The organism is Agathobacter sp. LCP21S3_B2 (genome assembly GCF_052118705.1).
Taxonomy (GTDB): Bacteria; Bacillota; Clostridia; order Lachnospirales; family Lachnospiraceae; genus Roseburia.
This window is the reverse complement of the sequence record NZ_JBQKGQ010000019.1, coordinates 1-17,631: the sequence shown is the minus strand read 5'-3', so window position 1 is coordinate 17,631 and position 17,631 is coordinate 1. Positions and strand designations below refer to the sequence as shown.

Below are 17,631 nucleotides of genomic sequence, written 5' to 3'. Positions count from 1 at the left end.
TTATTATTGTTCAACGCTTGTATTATCTGGGTTTAATCTAGAAAATAAATCAGGATTTGAGTATTTTAATTGTTCCAGAAATACCAGTAAAACCGATATATCAGCCGGTGTGACACCTGAAATTCTGGATGCCTGACCTATACTAAGCGGCTGAAATTCATTCAACTTCTGCTGTGCTTCAATTCTCAGACCCGAAATAGTATTATAATCAAAATCAGTAGGTAACAGTTTTTTCTCAAGCTTCTTAAAATGAGAGACCTGCTTGATCTGTCTTGAAATATACCCTGCGTACTTAATAAGAATATTAATCTGTTCTCTTATGTCATCAGATAACTTAGGTCTGTCGGGATCTATCGGAGCGAGCTTGTCATAATCCAGCTCAGGTCTTCTGATAAGCTCCTCAAGTGTGGTTCCGTTGCTTAGCTCTATACTGTTGTATTTCTTCAGAATCTCCTGTACATCAGCCCTTGCACCGATATTTACATGTGACACTCTCTCTATTTCTTTGTCAATAAGCTCTTTCTTTTTACATACATAGTCATATCTTTCCTTTGAAATCAGACCAACCTCGTATCCCTTCTCGGTGAGACGCAAATCTGCATTGTCCTGTCTTAAAAGGAGACGATATTCCGCTCTTGAAGTCATCATGCGGTAAGGTTCTCTATTTTTCTTAGTGACCAGATCATCTATCAACACACCTATGTACGCTTCTGACCTGTCAAGTATCAATGGCTTTTTGCCAAGTATCTTCATGGCTGCATTAATGCCGGCGATAAGTCCCTGACAGGCTGCCTCCTCATATCCGGACGAACCGTTGAACTGTCCACCACTGAACAGACCATGTATTTTCTTAAACTCGAGCGATGCATATAGCTGGTTTGCATTGATACAGTCGTACTCTATGGCATAAGCATCTCTTACTATCTTTACGTTTTCAAGTCCCGGAAGAGTGCGGTACATCTCATACTGCACATCCTCAGGCATAGACGAAGACATACCTCCGACATACATCTCGTTTGTATTAAGTCCCTCCGGCTCTATAAATATCTGATGTCTTTCCTTCTCAGCAAACTTAACCACCTTATCCTCTATTGAAGGACAATACCTCGGACCTGTTCCCTCTATGATACCTGCATAAATCGGCGAACGGTCGAGATTGTTTCTGATAATCTCATGGGTCTTACTATTAGTATATGTAAGCCAGCATGAAACCTGATCAATCTGCACACTTTCAGGATCAGTTGTAAATGAAAACGGCACTACCCTCTCGTCACCGAACTGTTCCTCCATCTTGGAAAAATCAAGACTTCTCTTATCTACACGCGCTGGAGTTCCTGTTTTGAATCTGCGCATCTCAATTCCATGATCTATGAGCGACTGAGTCAGATGGTTGGCAGCCAAAAGTCCATTCGGACCTGTATGAGTGATCATCTCGCCGGTTAAGCATCTGGCTCTTAAATATGTGCCGGTACACAGCACAATCGCCTTACAATGATATAAAGCTCCCGAAGTAGTTTTTGCACCGACTATATTATTATTCTCATCGGTAACAATCTCAGAAACCTCACCCTGTCTGATGGTCAGATGGTCGGTATTTTGAAGGGTTTTTCTCATTTCCATACTATATTCCGCTTTATCTGCCTGCGCGCGGAGAGAATGAACAGCAGGCCCCTTCGATTTATTTAGCATCTTTGACTGGATAAAGGTCTTGTCAATGTTTTTTCCCATCTCGCCGCCAAGTGCATCAATCTCCCTGACGAGATGCCCCTTCGAGCTTCCACCGATATTCGGATTACATGGCATGAGCGCTATACTGTCCACACTTACCGTGAAAACAATAGTCTCAAGTCCAAGCCTGGCACACGCAAGTGCTGCCTCACATCCCGCATGTCCTGCACCAACTACAACAACATCATAATTTTCTTCAACAAACTTACTGCACATAACTGCCTACTTTCCCATACAAAATTTACTGAATATCTCATCCATCAGATCATCCTCAACCGATTCTCCTATTATGAGTCCGAGTGACTCATACGCACTCATCAAATCAATCGAATAAAAATCCTCCGGCATATCATCATCAATACTGTTCATAACAAGCTTAAGACTTTCCTTAGCATCTGACAATAGTTTTTTATGCCTGATATTTGTGATATAAATCTCATCATTGAATGACACCTGTCCATCAAAAAACATTTCCTTTATTGTATCAGAAAGCTCATCTATTCCCAAGCTTTCCTTTGCAGAAACCGAAATAACCGTTTTATCCAAAAGCTTTTTTATATCATCTGCCGACACCTTTGAAGCCAGATCCGACTTATTTAGTAAAATGACTGCCTTTTTATCCTTAATAAAATTGATAATATCATAATCATTATCATCAAGTGCAACTGACGAATCAACTACATATATTATTAAATCAGCTCCATTGGCATGCTCCATAGCCTTTTTCACACCAATTTTTTCAACAACATCCTCTGTGCTTCTGATGCCTGCAGTATCAACGAGATTTAAGGTGATTCCACCAATATTAATCTGTTCCTCAAGCACATCTCTCGTGGTTCCGGCTATATCAGTAACAATTGCCCTGTCACTTCCTACAAGCACATTTAAAAGCGATGACTTTCCGGCATTTGGCTTTCCAATGATTACTGTGTTTATTCCTTCCTTCAGAATCCTTCCATTATCTGAGGTTTTTAACAGACTATCTATCTCCACATACTCGTTATCCACAATTGCACGTAGCTTTTGTGGATAATCATCCAGAGAAATGTGTTCAGGGTCGTCAAGTGCCGACTCAATAAACGCAATCTCATGCAAAAGCTGCTCTCTTATCTGCCTGATGCTTCCAAGCACGGCTCCGCCTAGCTGGCTTAAAGAGCTTTTGAGTGCAAAATCATTTTTTGAATTTATTACATCTATAACAGATTCTGCCTGGGATAAATCAATCCTGCCATTTAAAAATGCCCTTTTAGTAAACTCTCCGGGCTCTGCCGGTCTTGCTCCGTTTTTGATTACGGCTTCAAGCACTCTCTTCATCACATACACACCACCGTGGCAGTCTATCTCCACAGTATCCTCCCTCGTGTATGTATTGGGAGCCTTCATCAAAAGCACCATAACCTCATCTATTTTCTCATCGCCGTCATATATAAAACCATAATGAATGGTATGTGACTGACAGGCGCTTATTTTCTTTTTTTTATTCTTACTTTTATAAATCCTGTCTATTACCGAAAGTGCATCATCTCCGCTTATCCTGATAATTCCGATTCCTGACGGAGACATAGCTGTGGCAATAGCCGCTATCGTATCATTTTGCATATGAAATTCCTCAAAAATTCTAAGATAATATATATTCAAAAAGGATACCTGAAACCAGATACCCTTTTAATGATTTATATCTATTATTTCTTAAGTGTCACAACAACGTGTCTGTAAGGCTCATCACCCTCGCTGTGTGTTTCAACAAATCTATCATTCTGAAGCGCAGAATGAATCACTCTTCTCTCAAAAGGATTCATCGGCTCAAGAGAAACAGGTCTCTTTGTACGCTTAACCTTGAATGAAATATTCTTTGCAAGATTCTCAAGAGTCTCTCTTCTTCTCTTTCTGTAATCCTCAGTATCAATCTTTACTCTGTAGTAATTCTCAGACTGCTTATTGATAGCAAGATTTGTAAGGTACTGGAGTGAATCGAGAGTCTGACCTCTCTTGCCGATTAAAACGCCCATCTCAGATCCGTTAAGCTCAACATCAACATTTCTGTTGTCCTCATCCACTTTGATATCAATAGTAACCTCAAGCTTCATTGCCTTAAACACACTATCAAGGAATTCGCGAATCTCATCCTCAACACTTGCCTCGGCCTTTTTAACCTTGATGACGGCATCACGGCTGCCAATTCCAAGGAAACCATTGCTTCCCTTATCAATTACCTCATACTCGAGCTTATCGCTTGTTGTTCCAAGTTTAATAGATGCCTCTGTCAAAGCATCGTCAATTGTTTTTGCAGATACTTCAATGTATTCCACTATTTTCTCCCCCTATTTGCGTGAATTGCGTTCATTAAACTCTTTAACCATATTAGCCTTTGAAGCAAGTGAGCCTGCCTTTGCATTAGCCTTGTACTCAGCAGCCTTTGCCAGCTTCTCCTCTGTGTCTGCTGATGCAGATACGTTTGCCTTATTTTCAATTGACTTTGTCTTAATCTGAGCTGCCTTCTTTATATAATCCTCGGACAGTCCCATTTTTTCTCTCTTCTTCTTTGCCTTTTCCTCGTTCTTTGCCATAACAGCCTCAAGATCAAGATTCTCGATATGTCTGTTTACGAAGAACTGCTGGATACCTCTTACAAGTGCAGAGCAGATCCAGTAAATACCAAGACCTACAGGAACTGTAAAGCAGAAAAATAATGACATAAGCGGCATCATGAGATTCATCATCTTCATCTGGCTTGCCATCTGATCATTGCCGTTTGTAGCCTGTGGCATAAGCTTGATATTGATCATCTGTGTCAGATATGACAGTACAGGAATAAGCAGTGCAAGTATTACAAAAAGTAACCACTTATCAGGCTTGTCCGTAAAGTTGCTCTTTATGATATACCAAGGTGTATCTGAGATATTCAGTCCCAAAAAGTAGTTGAAATGCAGTAACGCATCATGTGTCTTCTCAACTGCGCTCTGGATACCATCAAAAAACTTACCGTCCATAAGAGCATCCCAGCCCTTTGAAGGAAGCTTATAAAGGATATCAATGATATAATTGCTTAAAGCATCACCACTTGCATCAGCAAGCTTTGAAGCCGCATTTGAAGCGTTAAGACCGCTTGATGTGACAACATTATATTTTTCCATCAGACTGACAAGTGTATCCTGATATCCGCTTGTCTGCTGAATTGAATCAACAAGCCCTGTAAAAGAGCCCTTAACTCCGCTAAGATAAGCAGGGATATTGTAAAATACACGATACAATGCAAGCAGAATAGGCATCTGTATAAGCATCTGCACACAGCTTCCCATCGGAGAAATACCGTACTTCTGGTACAAAAGCTGTGTCTCCTCCTGCATGGCCATCATTGAAGCCTGGTCCTTTTTATTTTTATATTTAGCCTGGATAGCCTGCATCTCAGGCTGCATTTTCTGTGATAGCTTAGAAAACTTCTGCTGCTTTATAGTCAGTGGCAACAGACACATATAGATTATAATCGTAATAATTACAATACTGAGTACAACGCTCTCAACTCTTCCACCTGTAATATTAGATATACCACTGTATATCCAATCCATCAGCATACCGAGAAGCTTGGCAATTGGTCCAAGAATAGAGCCTGGATATGCGGTTAATAAAATGTCCGACATAAAAACCTCCATTGCTGCTATGGAACCGGATCATACCCACCCTTCGAAAAAGGATTACATCTCAATATCCTCCATGCCGCAAGCAGACCACCCTTTATGGCACCGTACTTTTGCACAGCCTGCAAACCATACTCTGAGCAGGTCGGACAATATGGGCATTTCGTTGATTTCATCGGGGAAATATACTTCCTATAAAATTTAATCAAACATATCAAGATACTTTTCAAAACGATTCCATCTTCTTTTTCATTATTCAAATATTTTGTTTCTTAATAATACTGTGAAGACCTCCAAGATGTAAAACAGCACTTTCTATTTCCTTATAACCCACATGCCGCGCTGCAACTCTTGCGATGACTACGATGTCCAAACCACTATCGAACATGTCCTCATGTAGTCTGTAACTCTCTCTCACGAGACGAGTAATATGATGTCTAATAACACTATTTCCAACTTTTTTGCTAACTGATATACCTATACGATTATTTTCTGTGTTATTTTTCAGAACATACATAACGAGGTATCTGTTAGCAAACGATACACCGTTATTATATACATTCTGAAAATCCTTGTTTTTTTTCAACGAATCTGAAAATTTCATTTGAAACTGTCCTTCTAAAAACAATCAAAAATGAAGAAAAGACCACAAAAATTGTGGCCTATGCTGATAATTTTTTTCTTCCTTTTAATCTTCTGGCTGCGATTACTTTTCTTCCGCTAGCAGTTTTCATTCTCTGTCTGAATCCATGAACTTTTGCTCTCTGTCTCTTCTTAGGTTGGAATGTCATCTTCATATATATCCACCTCCTTTACGTTAAAAAACATCGGTATAATTATAACAAAAATTCCTGTTGTGTCAAGGATTTTCTCAATTTTCTTTAAATTTCTACATATATTTTTTTATCGATTTACATTCCACAATAAAAATGTGGAAAACGAGTTTCTTCTATATATATAATAATTCTTGATAACCGTCTATATTTTGATATAAACCACCTATTGTGACCAACATATTGTGGAAAGTTATCAAGATATCAAAAAGTTATCCACAATATGTGAATAACATGTTGGTAACTTTGTATATTTGTGGTTAAAAAATGTGAATAAAGCATTTTTGTAAATCTTTTTACATTGCCTAAATGCCAAAAATAGTGTACTATATAGTATGTATGGGATTGTGGAGAACATTCCCATAATATACTCTTTATATGTTAAATAATGGAGAACTTTGATGGATAAAGTAATGGAAAAGTGGAATGAAATACTACAGATGGTCAAGGAAGAGCATGGTCTGACAGACGTTTCCTTTAATACGTGGATAAAACCGCTTGAGGTGTTCGCCATAGACGGCAATACACTGTATATTCTCGTTCCGTCTGAGCAGATGGGGCTCAGCTATATCAACAAAAAATATTATCTTCCTCTTAAGGTAGCTATAGGTGAGGTGACAGGTATCGAGTATGATATCCAGTTTATTTTACCGGATCAGGCTCAGAGTCTTAAGTTTAAAAACAATGATACTCCACAGCTTGAGCCACAGACTCCTGTAAAGGGGGATCACTCAAACTTAAACCCTAACTATACATTTGACACCTTTGTCGTAGGTAATAATAACAGGTTTGCCCATTCTGCTTCTCTTGCAGTGGCAGAAAGCCCGGGTGAAGCATACAATCCGCTATATATATATGGTGGTCCGGGACTTGGCAAGACTCATCTTATGCATTCAATAGGTCATTTCATCATTGACCAGAATCCTGATACCAAGGTGCTTTATGTTACTTCTGAAGAGTTTACCAACGAGGTTATCGAATCTATCCGTAACGGTAATTCTTCTGCCATGACAAAGTTCCGTGACAAATACAGGACTGTAGATGTGCTCATGATTGATGATATCCAGTTCATCATAGGAAAGGAAAGTACTCAGGAGGAGTTTTTCCACACCTTCAACACACTGCAGACACAGGGCAAGCAGATTATCCTTACCTCTGATAAGCCGCCTAAGGAGATGGAGACTCTTGAGGAGCGCATCCGTTCCCGTTTCGAGTGGGGACTGATGGCTGATATCGGTACTCCTGACTATGAGACGAGGATGGCTATCCTCCGTAAGAAAGCTGAAACTGACAATTTTGATATAGATGATGATATCTTAAACTACATTGCTTCAAACATCAGCTCCAACATCCGTGAGCTTGAGGGAGCCTTAAACAAGCTTTTAGCCTTCCACAATCTCGAGCATACTCACATCACTATGGATATCGCTGAGAGGGAGCTTTCCAATATCATAACGCCTGACAAGCCAAGAGAAATCACTGCACAGCTCATCATTGAGGTAGTTTCAGAGCATTTCCACATCTCTGTGGACCAGATGATTTCAAAGACCAGAAGCAGCGAGATTGCACGTCCAAGACAGATTGCCATGTACCTCTGCAAGACCATGACCTCTGATTCACTTGATGTAATCGGCCAGCTTTTAGGCGGCAGAGACCACTCTACTATCATCCACGGCATCAAGAAGGTCACCAAGGATTACGAGGAGAATGACAGTACACGTACTCTAATAGAAACTATCAAGAAAAAGATTAATCCAAATTAGTTTCTACCTATTTATATATGTGCTCATTTGCATGTTAATAATTTGGTTATAACCTTGCTTTTATTTCCACATGAGCATGTTAATGACAGGTTGAAGGAAAGTGAATAAAAAGTTATCAATTTTTATCATTTTTACTTCAACAGGCTTTTAAGCAAGTTATCAAGCCGCTTAAAGCTTGTCTTTAAAGGCTTTGAAGGGGTTTTGAACTTTTTAACAGCCCCTAAGAAGAAGATTACGAATATCTTTTAAATATTTATATATACGCGCAGGAAGGAGTTTTTCCAAATGAAACTTATTTGTTCAAAAGCAAATTTACTGAAAGGTGTTAATATCGTATCGAAGGCAGTACCTACACGTACTACAATGGCAATTCTCGAGTGCATACTGATTGATGCATCCGCGAACGAGATTAAGCTTATGGCTAACGATATGGAGCTTGGAATCGAAACAATAATAGACGGAACTATCGAAGAGAGAGGAATTATTGCTCTTGATGCCAAGATTTTTTCAGAAATAGTGAGAAAGCTTCCTGACAATGATGTAACAATTGAGACAGATGCTTCCTTTAAGACCGTCATATCATGTGAAAAGGCCAAGTTCAATATCATCGGAAAATCAGGTGATGATTTTTCTTACATACCATATGTTGAGAGAAATGAGTCTATTGTCCTCTCACAATTTACCCTTAAAGAGGTTATCAGACAGACAATTTTTTCAATTGCCGACAATGACAACAATAAACTGATGACAGGTGAGCTTTTTGAGATTGAGGAGAATAAGCTTCGAGTTGTTTCTCTTGACGGACACAGAATATCTATCAGATATATCGAGATGAAAAATCACTATGACAGCAAGAAGGTTGTTGTTCCTGGCAAGACTCTGCAGGAAATAAGCAAGATTATTCCGGGTTCAGCTGATGAGGATGTTGTTATATACATCACCAATAATCATATCGTTTTTGAGTTTGAAGAAACTACCGTTGTATCCCGCCTCATAGAGGGTGAGTACTTTAAGATTGACCAGATGCTCTCATCTGACTACGACACTAAGGTTCGAATCAATAAGCGTGAGCTTCTTGACTGTATAGACCGTGCTACTCTTCTTGTCAAGGAGGGAGATAAGAAGCCTATTATCATGAATATCACAGATGGCAATATGGAGCTTCGCATCAATTCATTTATCGGTTCCATGAATGAGGACATCGATATCGACAAAGATGGAAAAGATATTATGATAGGCTTTAATCCTAAGTTCTTCATAGATGCACTTCGTGTTATCGATGAGGAGGAGGTTAATTTATACATGGTCAATCCAAAGGCACCATGCTTCATTAAGGATGATGATGGCAAGTTTATTTACCTCATTCTTCCGGTAAATTTTAATACAGCAGCAAACTAGGAGATTTTATGAAACAGATTTCTATAAGAGAACAGGATGAGTTCATTAAGCTGGGACAGGCTCTTAAAAAGGCTGACCTTGTGAGCTCGGGAGTTGAGGCAAAAATTGTTATTCAGGATGGTCAGGTGACTGTAAACGGTGAGACTGAGCTTCAGAGAGGAAAAAAGCTTCACGACGGAGATGTTTTCTCATATGACGGCGAAACAGTTAAGGTTGTTAAATAATGATTATTAAGTCAATCCAACTGAGTAATTTCAGAAATTACGAAAAACTGGATATCAGCTTTGACAGTGAAACCAACATAATCTACGGCGATAATGCCCAGGGCAAGACCAATATACTTGAGGCTGCATATTTGAGCGGCACTACAAAGTCGCACAAGGGCAGCAAGGACAAGGAAATGATCCGTTTTGGCGAGGATGAGGCACATATCAGGACAATTGTCGAAAAAAATGACAAGGAATACCGGATTGACATGCATCTGCGAAAAAACGGTGCAAAGGGTGTGGCCATCAATAAAATGCCGATCAAAAAAGCGAGTGAGCTGTTTGGTATTTTGAATATTGTGTTTTTCTCTCCTGAGGATCTCAATATTATCAAAAACGGTCCTGCCGAGAGACGCAGATTTATAGATTTGGAGCTTTGTCAGCTTGACAAAATATATCTGTCTAACCTGAGTAAGTATAATAAGACATTAGTTCAGAGGAACAGACTGTTAAAGGATATAGCTTACAGACCTGATTTGATTGATACACTTCAGGTATGGGATATGCAGCTTCTTGAGTATGGCAGGCATGTTATAAAAAAGCGGCGCGAGTTTGTTAATGAGCTAAATGAGATAATACAGGACATTCACAGCAATATTTCGGGAGGCAGGGAGAAGCTTATACTCAAATATGAGCCAAGCATTGATGATATTTTTTTCGAGGACGAGCTGCTTAAGGCAAGAAGCAGGGATTTGAAGCTGTGTCAGACAACCGTTGGACCGCACAGGGACGATATGCTTTTTTCAGTGGACGGTGTGGATATCAGAAAATACGGCTCGCAGGGACAGCAGAGGACATCTGCTCTCTCACTCAAGCTTTCTGAGATTAGTCTTGTAAAGACAAATATAAACAGCACTCCCGTGCTTTTACTGGATGATGTGCTTTCAGAGCTGGATGGAAACAGGCAGAACTATCTGCTCAACAGCTTAAGTGATACACAGACCATTATCACTTGTACGGGACTTGATGAATTTGTAAAAAATAGATTTCAGGTGGACAAGGTCTTTCATGTCGTGAAGGGCCAGGTGGAGGTTATTGATGAGTAAAGAAATACAGCAGAACAATCAGGAATACGGAGCTGACCAGATTCAGATACTTGAGGGTCTTGAGGCTGTCAGAAAAAGACCGGGTATGTATATCGGCAGTACGTCTTCGAGAGGACTTCATCATCTGGTTTACGAGATAGTGGACAATGCAGTTGATGAGGCCTTAGCCGGTTATTGTAAAAATATCGAGGTAACAATCGAAGAGGACAATTCCATAACAGTACAGGATGATGGACGAGGAATTCCGGTCGGAACCAATCATAAAGCAAAAAAATCAGCACTTGAGGTCGTTTTTACAGTGCTTCACGCAGGTGGTAAATTCGGCGGTGGAGGCTATAAGGTATCAGGCGGTCTGCACGGAGTTGGTGCATCTGTAGTAAATGCTCTTTCCACATGGCTGACAGTTGAGGTCTACAAGGACGGAAATATTTACAGACAAAGCTACAAGCGTGGCAAAACAGACGATACAGTAAAGATTGTTGGACAGTGTGACGAGTCGCTTCATGGTACAAAGGTGCATTTTCTGCCGGATCCGGAGATTTTTGAGGAGACAGTGTATGACTACGATACCTTAAAGCAGCGTCTCAGAGAGACAGCCTTCCTCACAAAAGGACTTAAGATTACTTTAAAGGATGTGCGTGAGAACAGCCATCACAATCATGTATTCCACTATGAGGGCGGAATCAAGGAATTTGTAGAGTATCTTAACCGTGGCAAGGAGGCTCTCTATGATGAGGTAATCTACTGTGAGGGAACACAAAACGGTGTTTATGTTGAGGTTGCATTGCAGCACAATGATTCGTTTAATGATTCAACCTTCAGCTTTGTAAACAATGTAATCACACCTGAGGGAGGTACTCATCTCGCAGGCTTTAGAAATGCCCTGACAAAGACCTTCAATGCCTATGCGCGTGAGAAAAAGATACTTAAGGATTCAGATCCGGCTCTGACAGGTGATGATATCCGTGAGGGACTTACCGCAATCATCAGTATCAAGATTGAGGAGCCTCAGTTCGAGGGACAGACAAAGCAGAAGCTTGGAAACAGTGAGGCCAGAGGAGCCGTAGATGCAGTTGTATCGGAAAAACTCACATATTTCCTCGAGCAGAATCCTGATGTAGCCAAAAATATCTGTGAGAAATCACTTTTAGCACAGAGAGCCAGAGAGGCCGCAAGAAAAGCAAGAGACCTGACCAGAAGAAAGACCTCTCTCGATGGAGGTACTCTGCCGGGCAAGCTGGCTGACTGCTCAGACAAGGATCCTAAAAACTGTGAAATTTTCATAGTCGAGGGAGATTCAGCCGGCGGTTCTGCAAAGACAGCAAGAAGCCGTGCTACACAGGCAATTTTACCTCTGCGAGGCAAGATACTGAATGTTGAAAAGGCAAGACTTGACCGTATATATGACAATGCAGAAATCAGAGCCATGATTACAGCATTCGGAACAGGAATTCATGAGGATTTTGATATAACAAAGCTGCGTTATGACAAGATAATCATCATGACAGATGCCGATGTAGATGGTGCCCATATCGCTACTCTCATGCTCACCTTCCTCTACAGATTCATGCCTGATCTGATCAAGGAGGGACATGTATACCTGGCTACCCCGCCACTTTACAAGGTGGAGAAAAACAAGGGTGTATGGTATGCCTACGATGATGACGAGCTCAAGCAGATTTTAAATGACATAGGCCGTGACAATAATAACAAGATCCAGCGATACAAGGGACTTGGCGAGATGGATGCTGATCAGCTTTGGGAGACAACAATGGATCCTGAACACAGAATTTTGAAACAGGTCATGATAGACGGAGAAAATTCATCTGAGCTTGATGTGACATTTACCACACTGATGGGTGATAAAGTAGAGCCAAGAAAAGAATTTATTGAAGCTAATGCCAAGTATGTAACAAATCTTGACATCTAGCAGGGAGGAGTAATTTAAGTGGACGACAAAATTTTTGACCAGATACAGCAGGTCGATTTGAAAAAAACAATGGAGAGCTCCTACATAGATTACGCGATGAGCGTTATTGCAAGCCGTGCCCTCCCTGATGTCAGGGACGGATTAAAGCCTGTTCAGAGGCGAGTACTCTACTCTATGGTCGAACTCGGAAATACACCTGACAAGCCACATAGAAAATGTGCGCGTATTGTCGGTGATACAATGGGTAAATACCACCCACACGGAGACAGCTCAATCTATGGAGCACTCGTAAATATGGCACAGGACTGGTCTATGAGATACACACTCGTGGACGGTCATGGAAACTTTGGTTCAGTCGATGGAGACGGAGCCGCCGCCATGCGATACACAGAGGCAAGACTCTCAAAGATTTCTCTTGAATTAATCAAGGATATCGGCAAAAATACAGTAGATTTTGAGCCAAACTTTGATGAGACAGAAAAAGAGCCTACAGTGCTCCCATCAAGATATCCAAACCTTTTAGTAAACGGAACCACAGGAATCGCGGTAGGTATGGCAACCAATATCCCACCTCACAATCTGCGTGAAGTGGTCAATGCCGTAGTGCGCCTTATCGACAACGATATCGAGGACAAAGAAACCACAATTGATGAGCTTATCGATGTGGTAAAGGGACCGGATTTCCCTACAGGCGGCATAATTCTCGGAACAAGTGGCATCAAAGAGGCTTACAGAACAGGCCGTGGCAAAATAAGAGTCCGTGCTGTCACCAATATCGAGCCTATGGAAAACGGCAAAAACAGAATTGTAGTGACAGAGCTTCCATACAACGTAAACAAAGCTCGTCTTATTGAGAAAATAGCCGAGCTTCATAAGGACAAAAAGATAGATGGAATAACAGACCTCCGCGACGAGACAAGCCGTGAGGGAATGAGAATCGTGGTAGAGCTTCGCCGAGATGTGAACCCGAGTGTAGTTTTAAATCTGCTTTTCAAACATACACAGCTTCAGGATACGTTTGGAGTAATAAACCTTGCACTTGTAAACGGAGAGCCAAAGGTATTAAATCTATACGATCTGCTCAATTACTATCTCATCCACCAGAAGGATGTAGTGACCAGACGTACAAAGTTTGATCTAGACAAGGCAGAGGCCAGGGCACATATTGTAGAGGGTCTCATTATTGCCCAGGACAACATAGACGAGGTAATAAGTATTATCCGCTCAAGCCAGACCACACAGCAGGCAAAGACCAGATTGATGGAGAGATTTGGCCTGTCAGATGAGCAGTCACAGGCAATTGTCGATATGCGTCTTAAGGCTCTTACAGGGCTGGAAAGAGAAAAGCTCGAGGCTGAGTATAAGGAGCTCATGGCTCAGATTGAGCAGTTAAAGGCTATCCTTGCCGATGAGAAAAAGCTTCTTGGAGTAATCAGGGAGGAAATCATCGCAATCGCTGATAAATACGGTGACGACAGAAAGACAGAGATAGGCTATGACGAGTATGATATGTCGATGGAGGATCTCATTCCTGAGACAAACACAGTCATAACAATGACAAAGGTAGGCTACATAAAGCGCATGAGCACTGACAATTTCAAGGCTCAGCATCGCGGTGGCAAGGGAATAAAGGGAATGGAGACAATCGAGGATGATTATATCGTCGAGATGCTCATGACCACATCACACCACTACCTGATGTTTTTCACAAATACAGGAAGAGTATACAGAATCAAGGCATATGAGATACCTGAGGCAAGCCGTACATCAAGAGGCACAGCCATCATCAATCTCATACCGCTTCAGCCTGATGAGAAAATAACAGCCATGATTCCAATCAAAGAATACGAGGATGATAAGTATCTGTTCATGGCTACAAGAAACGGAATAGTCAAGAAAACACCGATAAAGGATTATGAGAATATCCGAAAGAACGGACTTGCAGCAATCAATCTGCGCGAGGACGACAAACTCATAGAGGTCAAGGTCACAGACAATTCAGAGGATATTTTGCTCTTCACCAAATTCGGACAGTGTATCAGATTCAAGGAGACAGATGTGCGCTCAACAGGCCGTACAACCATGGGTGTTATCGGAATGAATCTTGCACCAAGTGATGTAATAATCGCAATGCAGACCGCATCAATGGGTGAGGCTGTGCTTTTAGTATCATCAAACGGCCTTGGAAAACGTACACGAATTGACGAATTTACCACACAAAACCGTGGCGGTAAGGGAGTAAAATGCTACAAGATTACAGAAAAATCAGGTAATCTCGTAGGAGTCAAATCAGTTGAAAACGATGACGAGCTCATGCTCATCACAACAGAGGGCATTATCATCAGAATCCAGGTAAGTGATGTAACAGTGCTTGGACGAATCACAACAGGTGTCAAGCTTATCAACCTAAAGGAAGGTGTGAGCGTAGCCAGCATCGCAAAGGTAGTAGAGGATAAGACTCTCATGCCACCTGAGGAATCTAAGGCAGAGACTGACGAATCAGAAAATAGTGACGAAGACTCACAAGAAAATAATAATTCACATGCCGAAGCTATCGAAAATAATACAGAAGCATAACTAAATTCATAAAAGCAGGGTCATAAGATCCTGCTTTTTGCGAATGTGGTGATACTATTCGAGCCTTATTGCGAAAAAATGTTTACATGCAAGCACTATGCAACATATTTGCGTTTCAGATGTTTTGAATAGTAATAAATAAACATAATACGGAAAAATAAATATGTTTATCCACAAAAACACAAAAAATAATATTGAATTGTGGATAAAAGGTGCTGGAATTTAAAATCAGGTGTATAGAGTGGTGAAGAACAAGTAACTATTCAGAAGCATGATTCTGATTAGTTAAGAATACAATAAAAATATTTAAAATACAGAGAATAAAAAGAGAGGAAAAGAAATGATCAGGGAAATAAACGTTTCAGAAATAACAGCTGCAATAAAGGAAATGTGCATACAGGCAAATCATTTTCTTTCGCCGGACATGGACAAGGCACTTAAAGCTGCAACAGCAAATGAAGAATCACCTTTAGGTAAAAAAATATTAAACCAGCTACAGGAAAACTTAAAAATAGCAGGCGAGGATATGATACCGATATGTCAGGATACCGGAATGGCAGTTTTTTTCATAGAAATAGGCCAGGATGTCCATTTTACGGGAGGCGTATTGGAGGATGCCATAAATGAAGGCGTCAGACAGGGCTACACAGACGGTTATCTGAGAAAATCAGTGGTAAAGGATCCGCTCATCAGGGAAAATACAAAGGACAACACACCTGCAGTCATCCATTACTCAATAGTTTCCGGGGACAAAGTCAAAATAACCTTTGCACCAAAGGGATTTGGAAGCGAAAACATGAGTCGTGTATTTATGTTAAAGCCGGCAGATGGTATAGAGGGAGTAAAAAACGCGATTCTGACAGCAGTTTCAGATGCAGGGCCAAACGCATGTCCTCCTATGGTTGTCGGAGTCGGAGTCGGTGGAACCTTTGAAAAATGCGCAATAATGGCAAAGAAAGCGCTGACAAGAGAAGCAGGCAAACATTCAGACATAGAGTATGTGGCAGAGCTTGAAAAAGAGATGCTTGAAAAAATTAATAATCTGGGTATAGGGCCTGGAGGACTCGGCGGAAGCACTACTGCCCTCGCAGTAAACATAAACACATATCCAACCCACATTGCAGGATTGCCGGTTGCGGTAAATATTTGCTGTCACGTAAACCGCCATGTAGTGAAGGAATTGTAAAGATTTACTGCATAGAAGAAGAAAGAAAGTGGCAATTTTAATTGTTACAGCTACAATTAAATGTGAACCGTAATTAAAAAAGCTATAATTATTACAGGTTATATTATGCTGGAAAATAAAAATTCAGTAACTATTACGAGCCATCTTGAGAAAAAATACTGTTTACATGAAAGAACGAGTATCAGCATTTTTATTCTCAGTGGTTCTGTATAGATACAAAATACAGTAAAAATAAAAGAATCAGGAGAAAAAAATGGAAAAACATATAACAACTCCAATCACACAGAAAATAACAAAAGACCTGAAATCAGGAGACTATGTATACATAACAGGTGAAATGTATGTGGCAAGAGATGCTGCACACAAAAGAATGATAGAGGCGCTGGACCGTAAAGAGGAACTGCCAATAGATATAAAGGATTCGACAATCTACTATATGGGACCATCACCGGCCAGAGATGGACGTCCAATTGGCTCAGCCGGACCTACAACAGCAACAAGAATGGACAAGTATGCCCCAAGACTGCTTGATTTAGGTGAAAAAGCAATGATTGGCAAAGGAAAAAGATCAAAAGAAGTAATAGATGCAGTCATTCGCAATAAAGCAGTGTATTTTGCCGCAGTCGGTGGAGCAGGCGCTCTCCTTTCAAAATGCATAAAATCATCAGAAGTAATCTGCTATGATGATCTCGGTGCAGAGGCAATAAGAAAGATATACGTAGAAGATTTCCCGGTAATTGTGGTAATAGACAGTGAAGGAAACAATCTGTACGAGACTTCAATAAAAGAATTTAAAAAAATATAAAAATACTATTGACAAAACAAAGAAAATTTTATAGAATAAACAATGCGTCACGTAAGTGCGTAAAACATTTAAATAATTTATGTAAAGACTTTGGAGAAGTACTCAAGTGGTCGAAGAGGTGCCCCTGCTAAGGGTATAGGTCGGGAAACTGGCGCGAGGGTTCAAATCCCTCCTTCTCCGCTTTATCTTCTACATAAAATAATTTAAAAAAGTTCTTGACAAATGAAAAACATTTTGATAGAATAAATAAGCTGTCGCAAGACAGAGAACTTAAAACAGAGTTAAAAAAATAAAAAAGTTCTTGACAAACGAACAGCGATTTGATAAAATAATCAGGCTGTCGCAAGAAAGCAAAACAAAGAACATTGATAACTGAACAGTGAGAAACCTTGAAAGATTTTGAGAATCAATCAGAACGCTTCAATGAAAATTGAAGACCTTTAAAACAGTAAATTCAGAATTTG

At 40.4% G+C, this 17,631-nt stretch carries 15 protein-coding genes and 1 tRNA gene; 9 read left to right on the top strand and 7 right to left on the bottom strand.

Going from position 1 to position 17,631, the window contains the following annotated elements:
• Positions 1-3: 3 nt before the first annotated feature.
• The 7 genes from mnmG to rpmH all read right to left on the bottom strand — a co-directional run bounded on the left by mnmG (position 4) and on the right by rpmH (position 6,160).
• Complete coding sequence (gene mnmG, locus ACTQ1L_RS12525; RefSeq protein ID WP_022293852.1) at positions 4-1,944, bottom strand: tRNA uridine-5-carboxymethylaminomethyl(34) synthesis enzyme MnmG; 1,941 nt, start codon at positions 1,942-1,944, stop codon at positions 4-6.
• Positions 1,945-1,950: 6 nt separating this feature from the next.
• Entirely contained in the window at positions 1,951-3,327 is a 1,377-nt protein-coding gene (gene mnmE / locus ACTQ1L_RS12520) for a tRNA uridine-5-carboxymethylaminomethyl(34) synthesis GTPase MnmE (RefSeq protein WP_441367488.1), read from the bottom strand.
• A gap of 83 nt (positions 3,328-3,410) precedes the next feature.
• Positions 3,411-4,037 carry an RNA-binding cell elongation regulator Jag/EloR gene (gene jag, locus ACTQ1L_RS12515; RefSeq protein WP_441367487.1) on the bottom strand — a complete coding sequence of 209 codons (627 nt, stop codon included), beginning with the start codon at positions 4,035-4,037 and terminating at the stop codon, positions 3,411-3,413.
• A gap of 12 nt (positions 4,038-4,049) precedes the next feature.
• Entirely contained in the window at positions 4,050-5,366 is a 1,317-nt protein-coding gene (locus tag ACTQ1L_RS12510) for a YidC/Oxa1 family membrane protein insertase (protein ID WP_441367485.1), read from the bottom strand.
• Between the two features lie 17 nt (positions 5,367-5,383).
• On the bottom strand, positions 5,384-5,593 hold the full coding sequence (gene yidD / locus ACTQ1L_RS12505; protein WP_321111331.1) for a membrane protein insertion efficiency factor YidD: 210 nt from the start codon (positions 5,591-5,593) through the stop codon (positions 5,384-5,386).
• A 26-nt stretch (positions 5,594-5,619) separates the two neighbouring features.
• A complete protein-coding gene (gene rnpA, locus ACTQ1L_RS12500; protein WP_321111313.1) occupies positions 5,620-5,967 on the bottom strand; it encodes a ribonuclease P protein component in 348 nt (115 codons plus the stop codon).
• Between the two features lie 58 nt (positions 5,968-6,025).
• Positions 6,026-6,160, bottom strand: a complete 135-nt coding sequence (gene rpmH / locus ACTQ1L_RS12495; RefSeq protein WP_321111316.1) for a 50S ribosomal protein L34 — start codon at positions 6,158-6,160, stop codon at positions 6,026-6,028.
• Between the two features lie 437 nt (positions 6,161-6,597).
• Between rpmH and dnaA the strand changes: the two genes are divergently transcribed.
• From dnaA to ACTQ1L_RS12450, 9 genes are all read left to right on the top strand, one after another.
• Positions 6,598-7,959, top strand: a complete 1,362-nt coding sequence (dnaA, locus tag ACTQ1L_RS12490; RefSeq protein ID WP_015569399.1) for a chromosomal replication initiator protein DnaA — start codon at positions 6,598-6,600, stop codon at positions 7,957-7,959.
• A 285-nt stretch (positions 7,960-8,244) separates the two neighbouring features.
• Entirely contained in the window at positions 8,245-9,357 is a 1,113-nt protein-coding gene (gene dnaN, locus ACTQ1L_RS12485; protein ID WP_441367483.1) for a DNA polymerase III subunit beta, read from the top strand.
• A gap of 8 nt (positions 9,358-9,365) precedes the next feature.
• Entirely contained in the window at positions 9,366-9,581 is a 216-nt protein-coding gene (locus ACTQ1L_RS12480; RefSeq protein ID WP_012740938.1) for an RNA-binding S4 domain-containing protein, read from the top strand.
• On the top strand, positions 9,581-10,669 hold the full coding sequence (recF, locus tag ACTQ1L_RS12475) for a DNA replication/repair protein RecF (RefSeq protein WP_441367481.1): 1,089 nt from the start codon (positions 9,581-9,583) through the stop codon (positions 10,667-10,669). The genes ACTQ1L_RS12480 and recF overlap by 1 nt, the downstream gene beginning before the upstream one ends.
• Positions 10,662-12,599, top strand: coding sequence for a DNA topoisomerase (ATP-hydrolyzing) subunit B (gene gyrB, locus ACTQ1L_RS12470; protein WP_117686663.1), 1,938 nt, complete (start codon positions 10,662-10,664; stop codon positions 12,597-12,599). The genes recF and gyrB overlap by 8 nt, the downstream gene beginning before the upstream one ends.
• A gap of 18 nt (positions 12,600-12,617) precedes the next feature.
• A complete protein-coding gene (gyrA, locus tag ACTQ1L_RS12465; protein WP_441367479.1) occupies positions 12,618-15,176 on the top strand; it encodes a DNA gyrase subunit A in 2,559 nt (852 codons plus the stop codon).
• 340 nt (positions 15,177-15,516) lie between these two features.
• Positions 15,517-16,362, top strand: a complete 846-nt coding sequence (locus ACTQ1L_RS12460; protein WP_441367478.1) for a fumarate hydratase — start codon at positions 15,517-15,519, stop codon at positions 16,360-16,362.
• 253 nt (positions 16,363-16,615) lie between these two features.
• Entirely contained in the window at positions 16,616-17,167 is a 552-nt protein-coding gene (locus tag ACTQ1L_RS12455) for a Fe-S-containing hydro-lyase (protein WP_022293859.1), read from the top strand.
• 92 nt (positions 17,168-17,259) lie between these two features.
• Positions 17,260-17,347 (top strand) — tRNA-Ser (locus ACTQ1L_RS12450).
• The last annotated feature ends 284 nt before the right edge of the window (positions 17,348-17,631 follow it).

What these genes read in the sequence shown, in the direction of transcription:
- ACTQ1L_RS12510 (WP_441367485.1), bottom strand. Translation starts at nt 5,366, where the DNA reads ATGTCGGACATTTTATTAACCGCATATCCAGGCTCTATTCTTGGACCA.
- ACTQ1L_RS12480 (WP_012740938.1), top strand. Translation starts at nt 9,366, where the DNA reads ATGAAACAGATTTCTATAAGAGAACAGGATGAGTTCATTAAGCTGGGA.
- mnmG (WP_022293852.1), bottom strand. Translation starts at nt 1,944, where the DNA reads ATGTGCAGTAAGTTTGTTGAAGAAAATTATGATGTTGTTGTAGTTGGT.
- dnaA (WP_015569399.1), top strand. Translation starts at nt 6,598, where the DNA reads ATGGATAAAGTAATGGAAAAGTGGAATGAAATACTACAGATGGTCAAG.
- mnmE (WP_441367488.1), bottom strand. Translation starts at nt 3,327, where the DNA reads ATGCAAAATGATACGATAGCGGCTATTGCCACAGCTATGTCTCCGTCA.
- gyrB (WP_117686663.1), top strand. Translation starts at nt 10,662, where the DNA reads ATGAGTAAAGAAATACAGCAGAACAATCAGGAATACGGAGCTGACCAG.
- rnpA (WP_321111313.1), bottom strand. Translation starts at nt 5,967, where the DNA reads ATGAAATTTTCAGATTCGTTGAAAAAAAACAAGGATTTTCAGAATGTA.
- ACTQ1L_RS12455 (WP_022293859.1), top strand. Translation starts at nt 16,616, where the DNA reads ATGGAAAAACATATAACAACTCCAATCACACAGAAAATAACAAAAGAC.
- dnaN (WP_441367483.1), top strand. Translation starts at nt 8,245, where the DNA reads ATGAAACTTATTTGTTCAAAAGCAAATTTACTGAAAGGTGTTAATATC.
- ACTQ1L_RS12460 (WP_441367478.1), top strand. Translation starts at nt 15,517, where the DNA reads ATGATCAGGGAAATAAACGTTTCAGAAATAACAGCTGCAATAAAGGAA.
- rpmH (WP_321111316.1), bottom strand. Translation starts at nt 6,160, where the DNA reads ATGAAGATGACATTCCAACCTAAGAAGAGACAGAGAGCAAAAGTTCAT.
- recF (WP_441367481.1), top strand. Translation starts at nt 9,581, where the DNA reads ATGATTATTAAGTCAATCCAACTGAGTAATTTCAGAAATTACGAAAAA.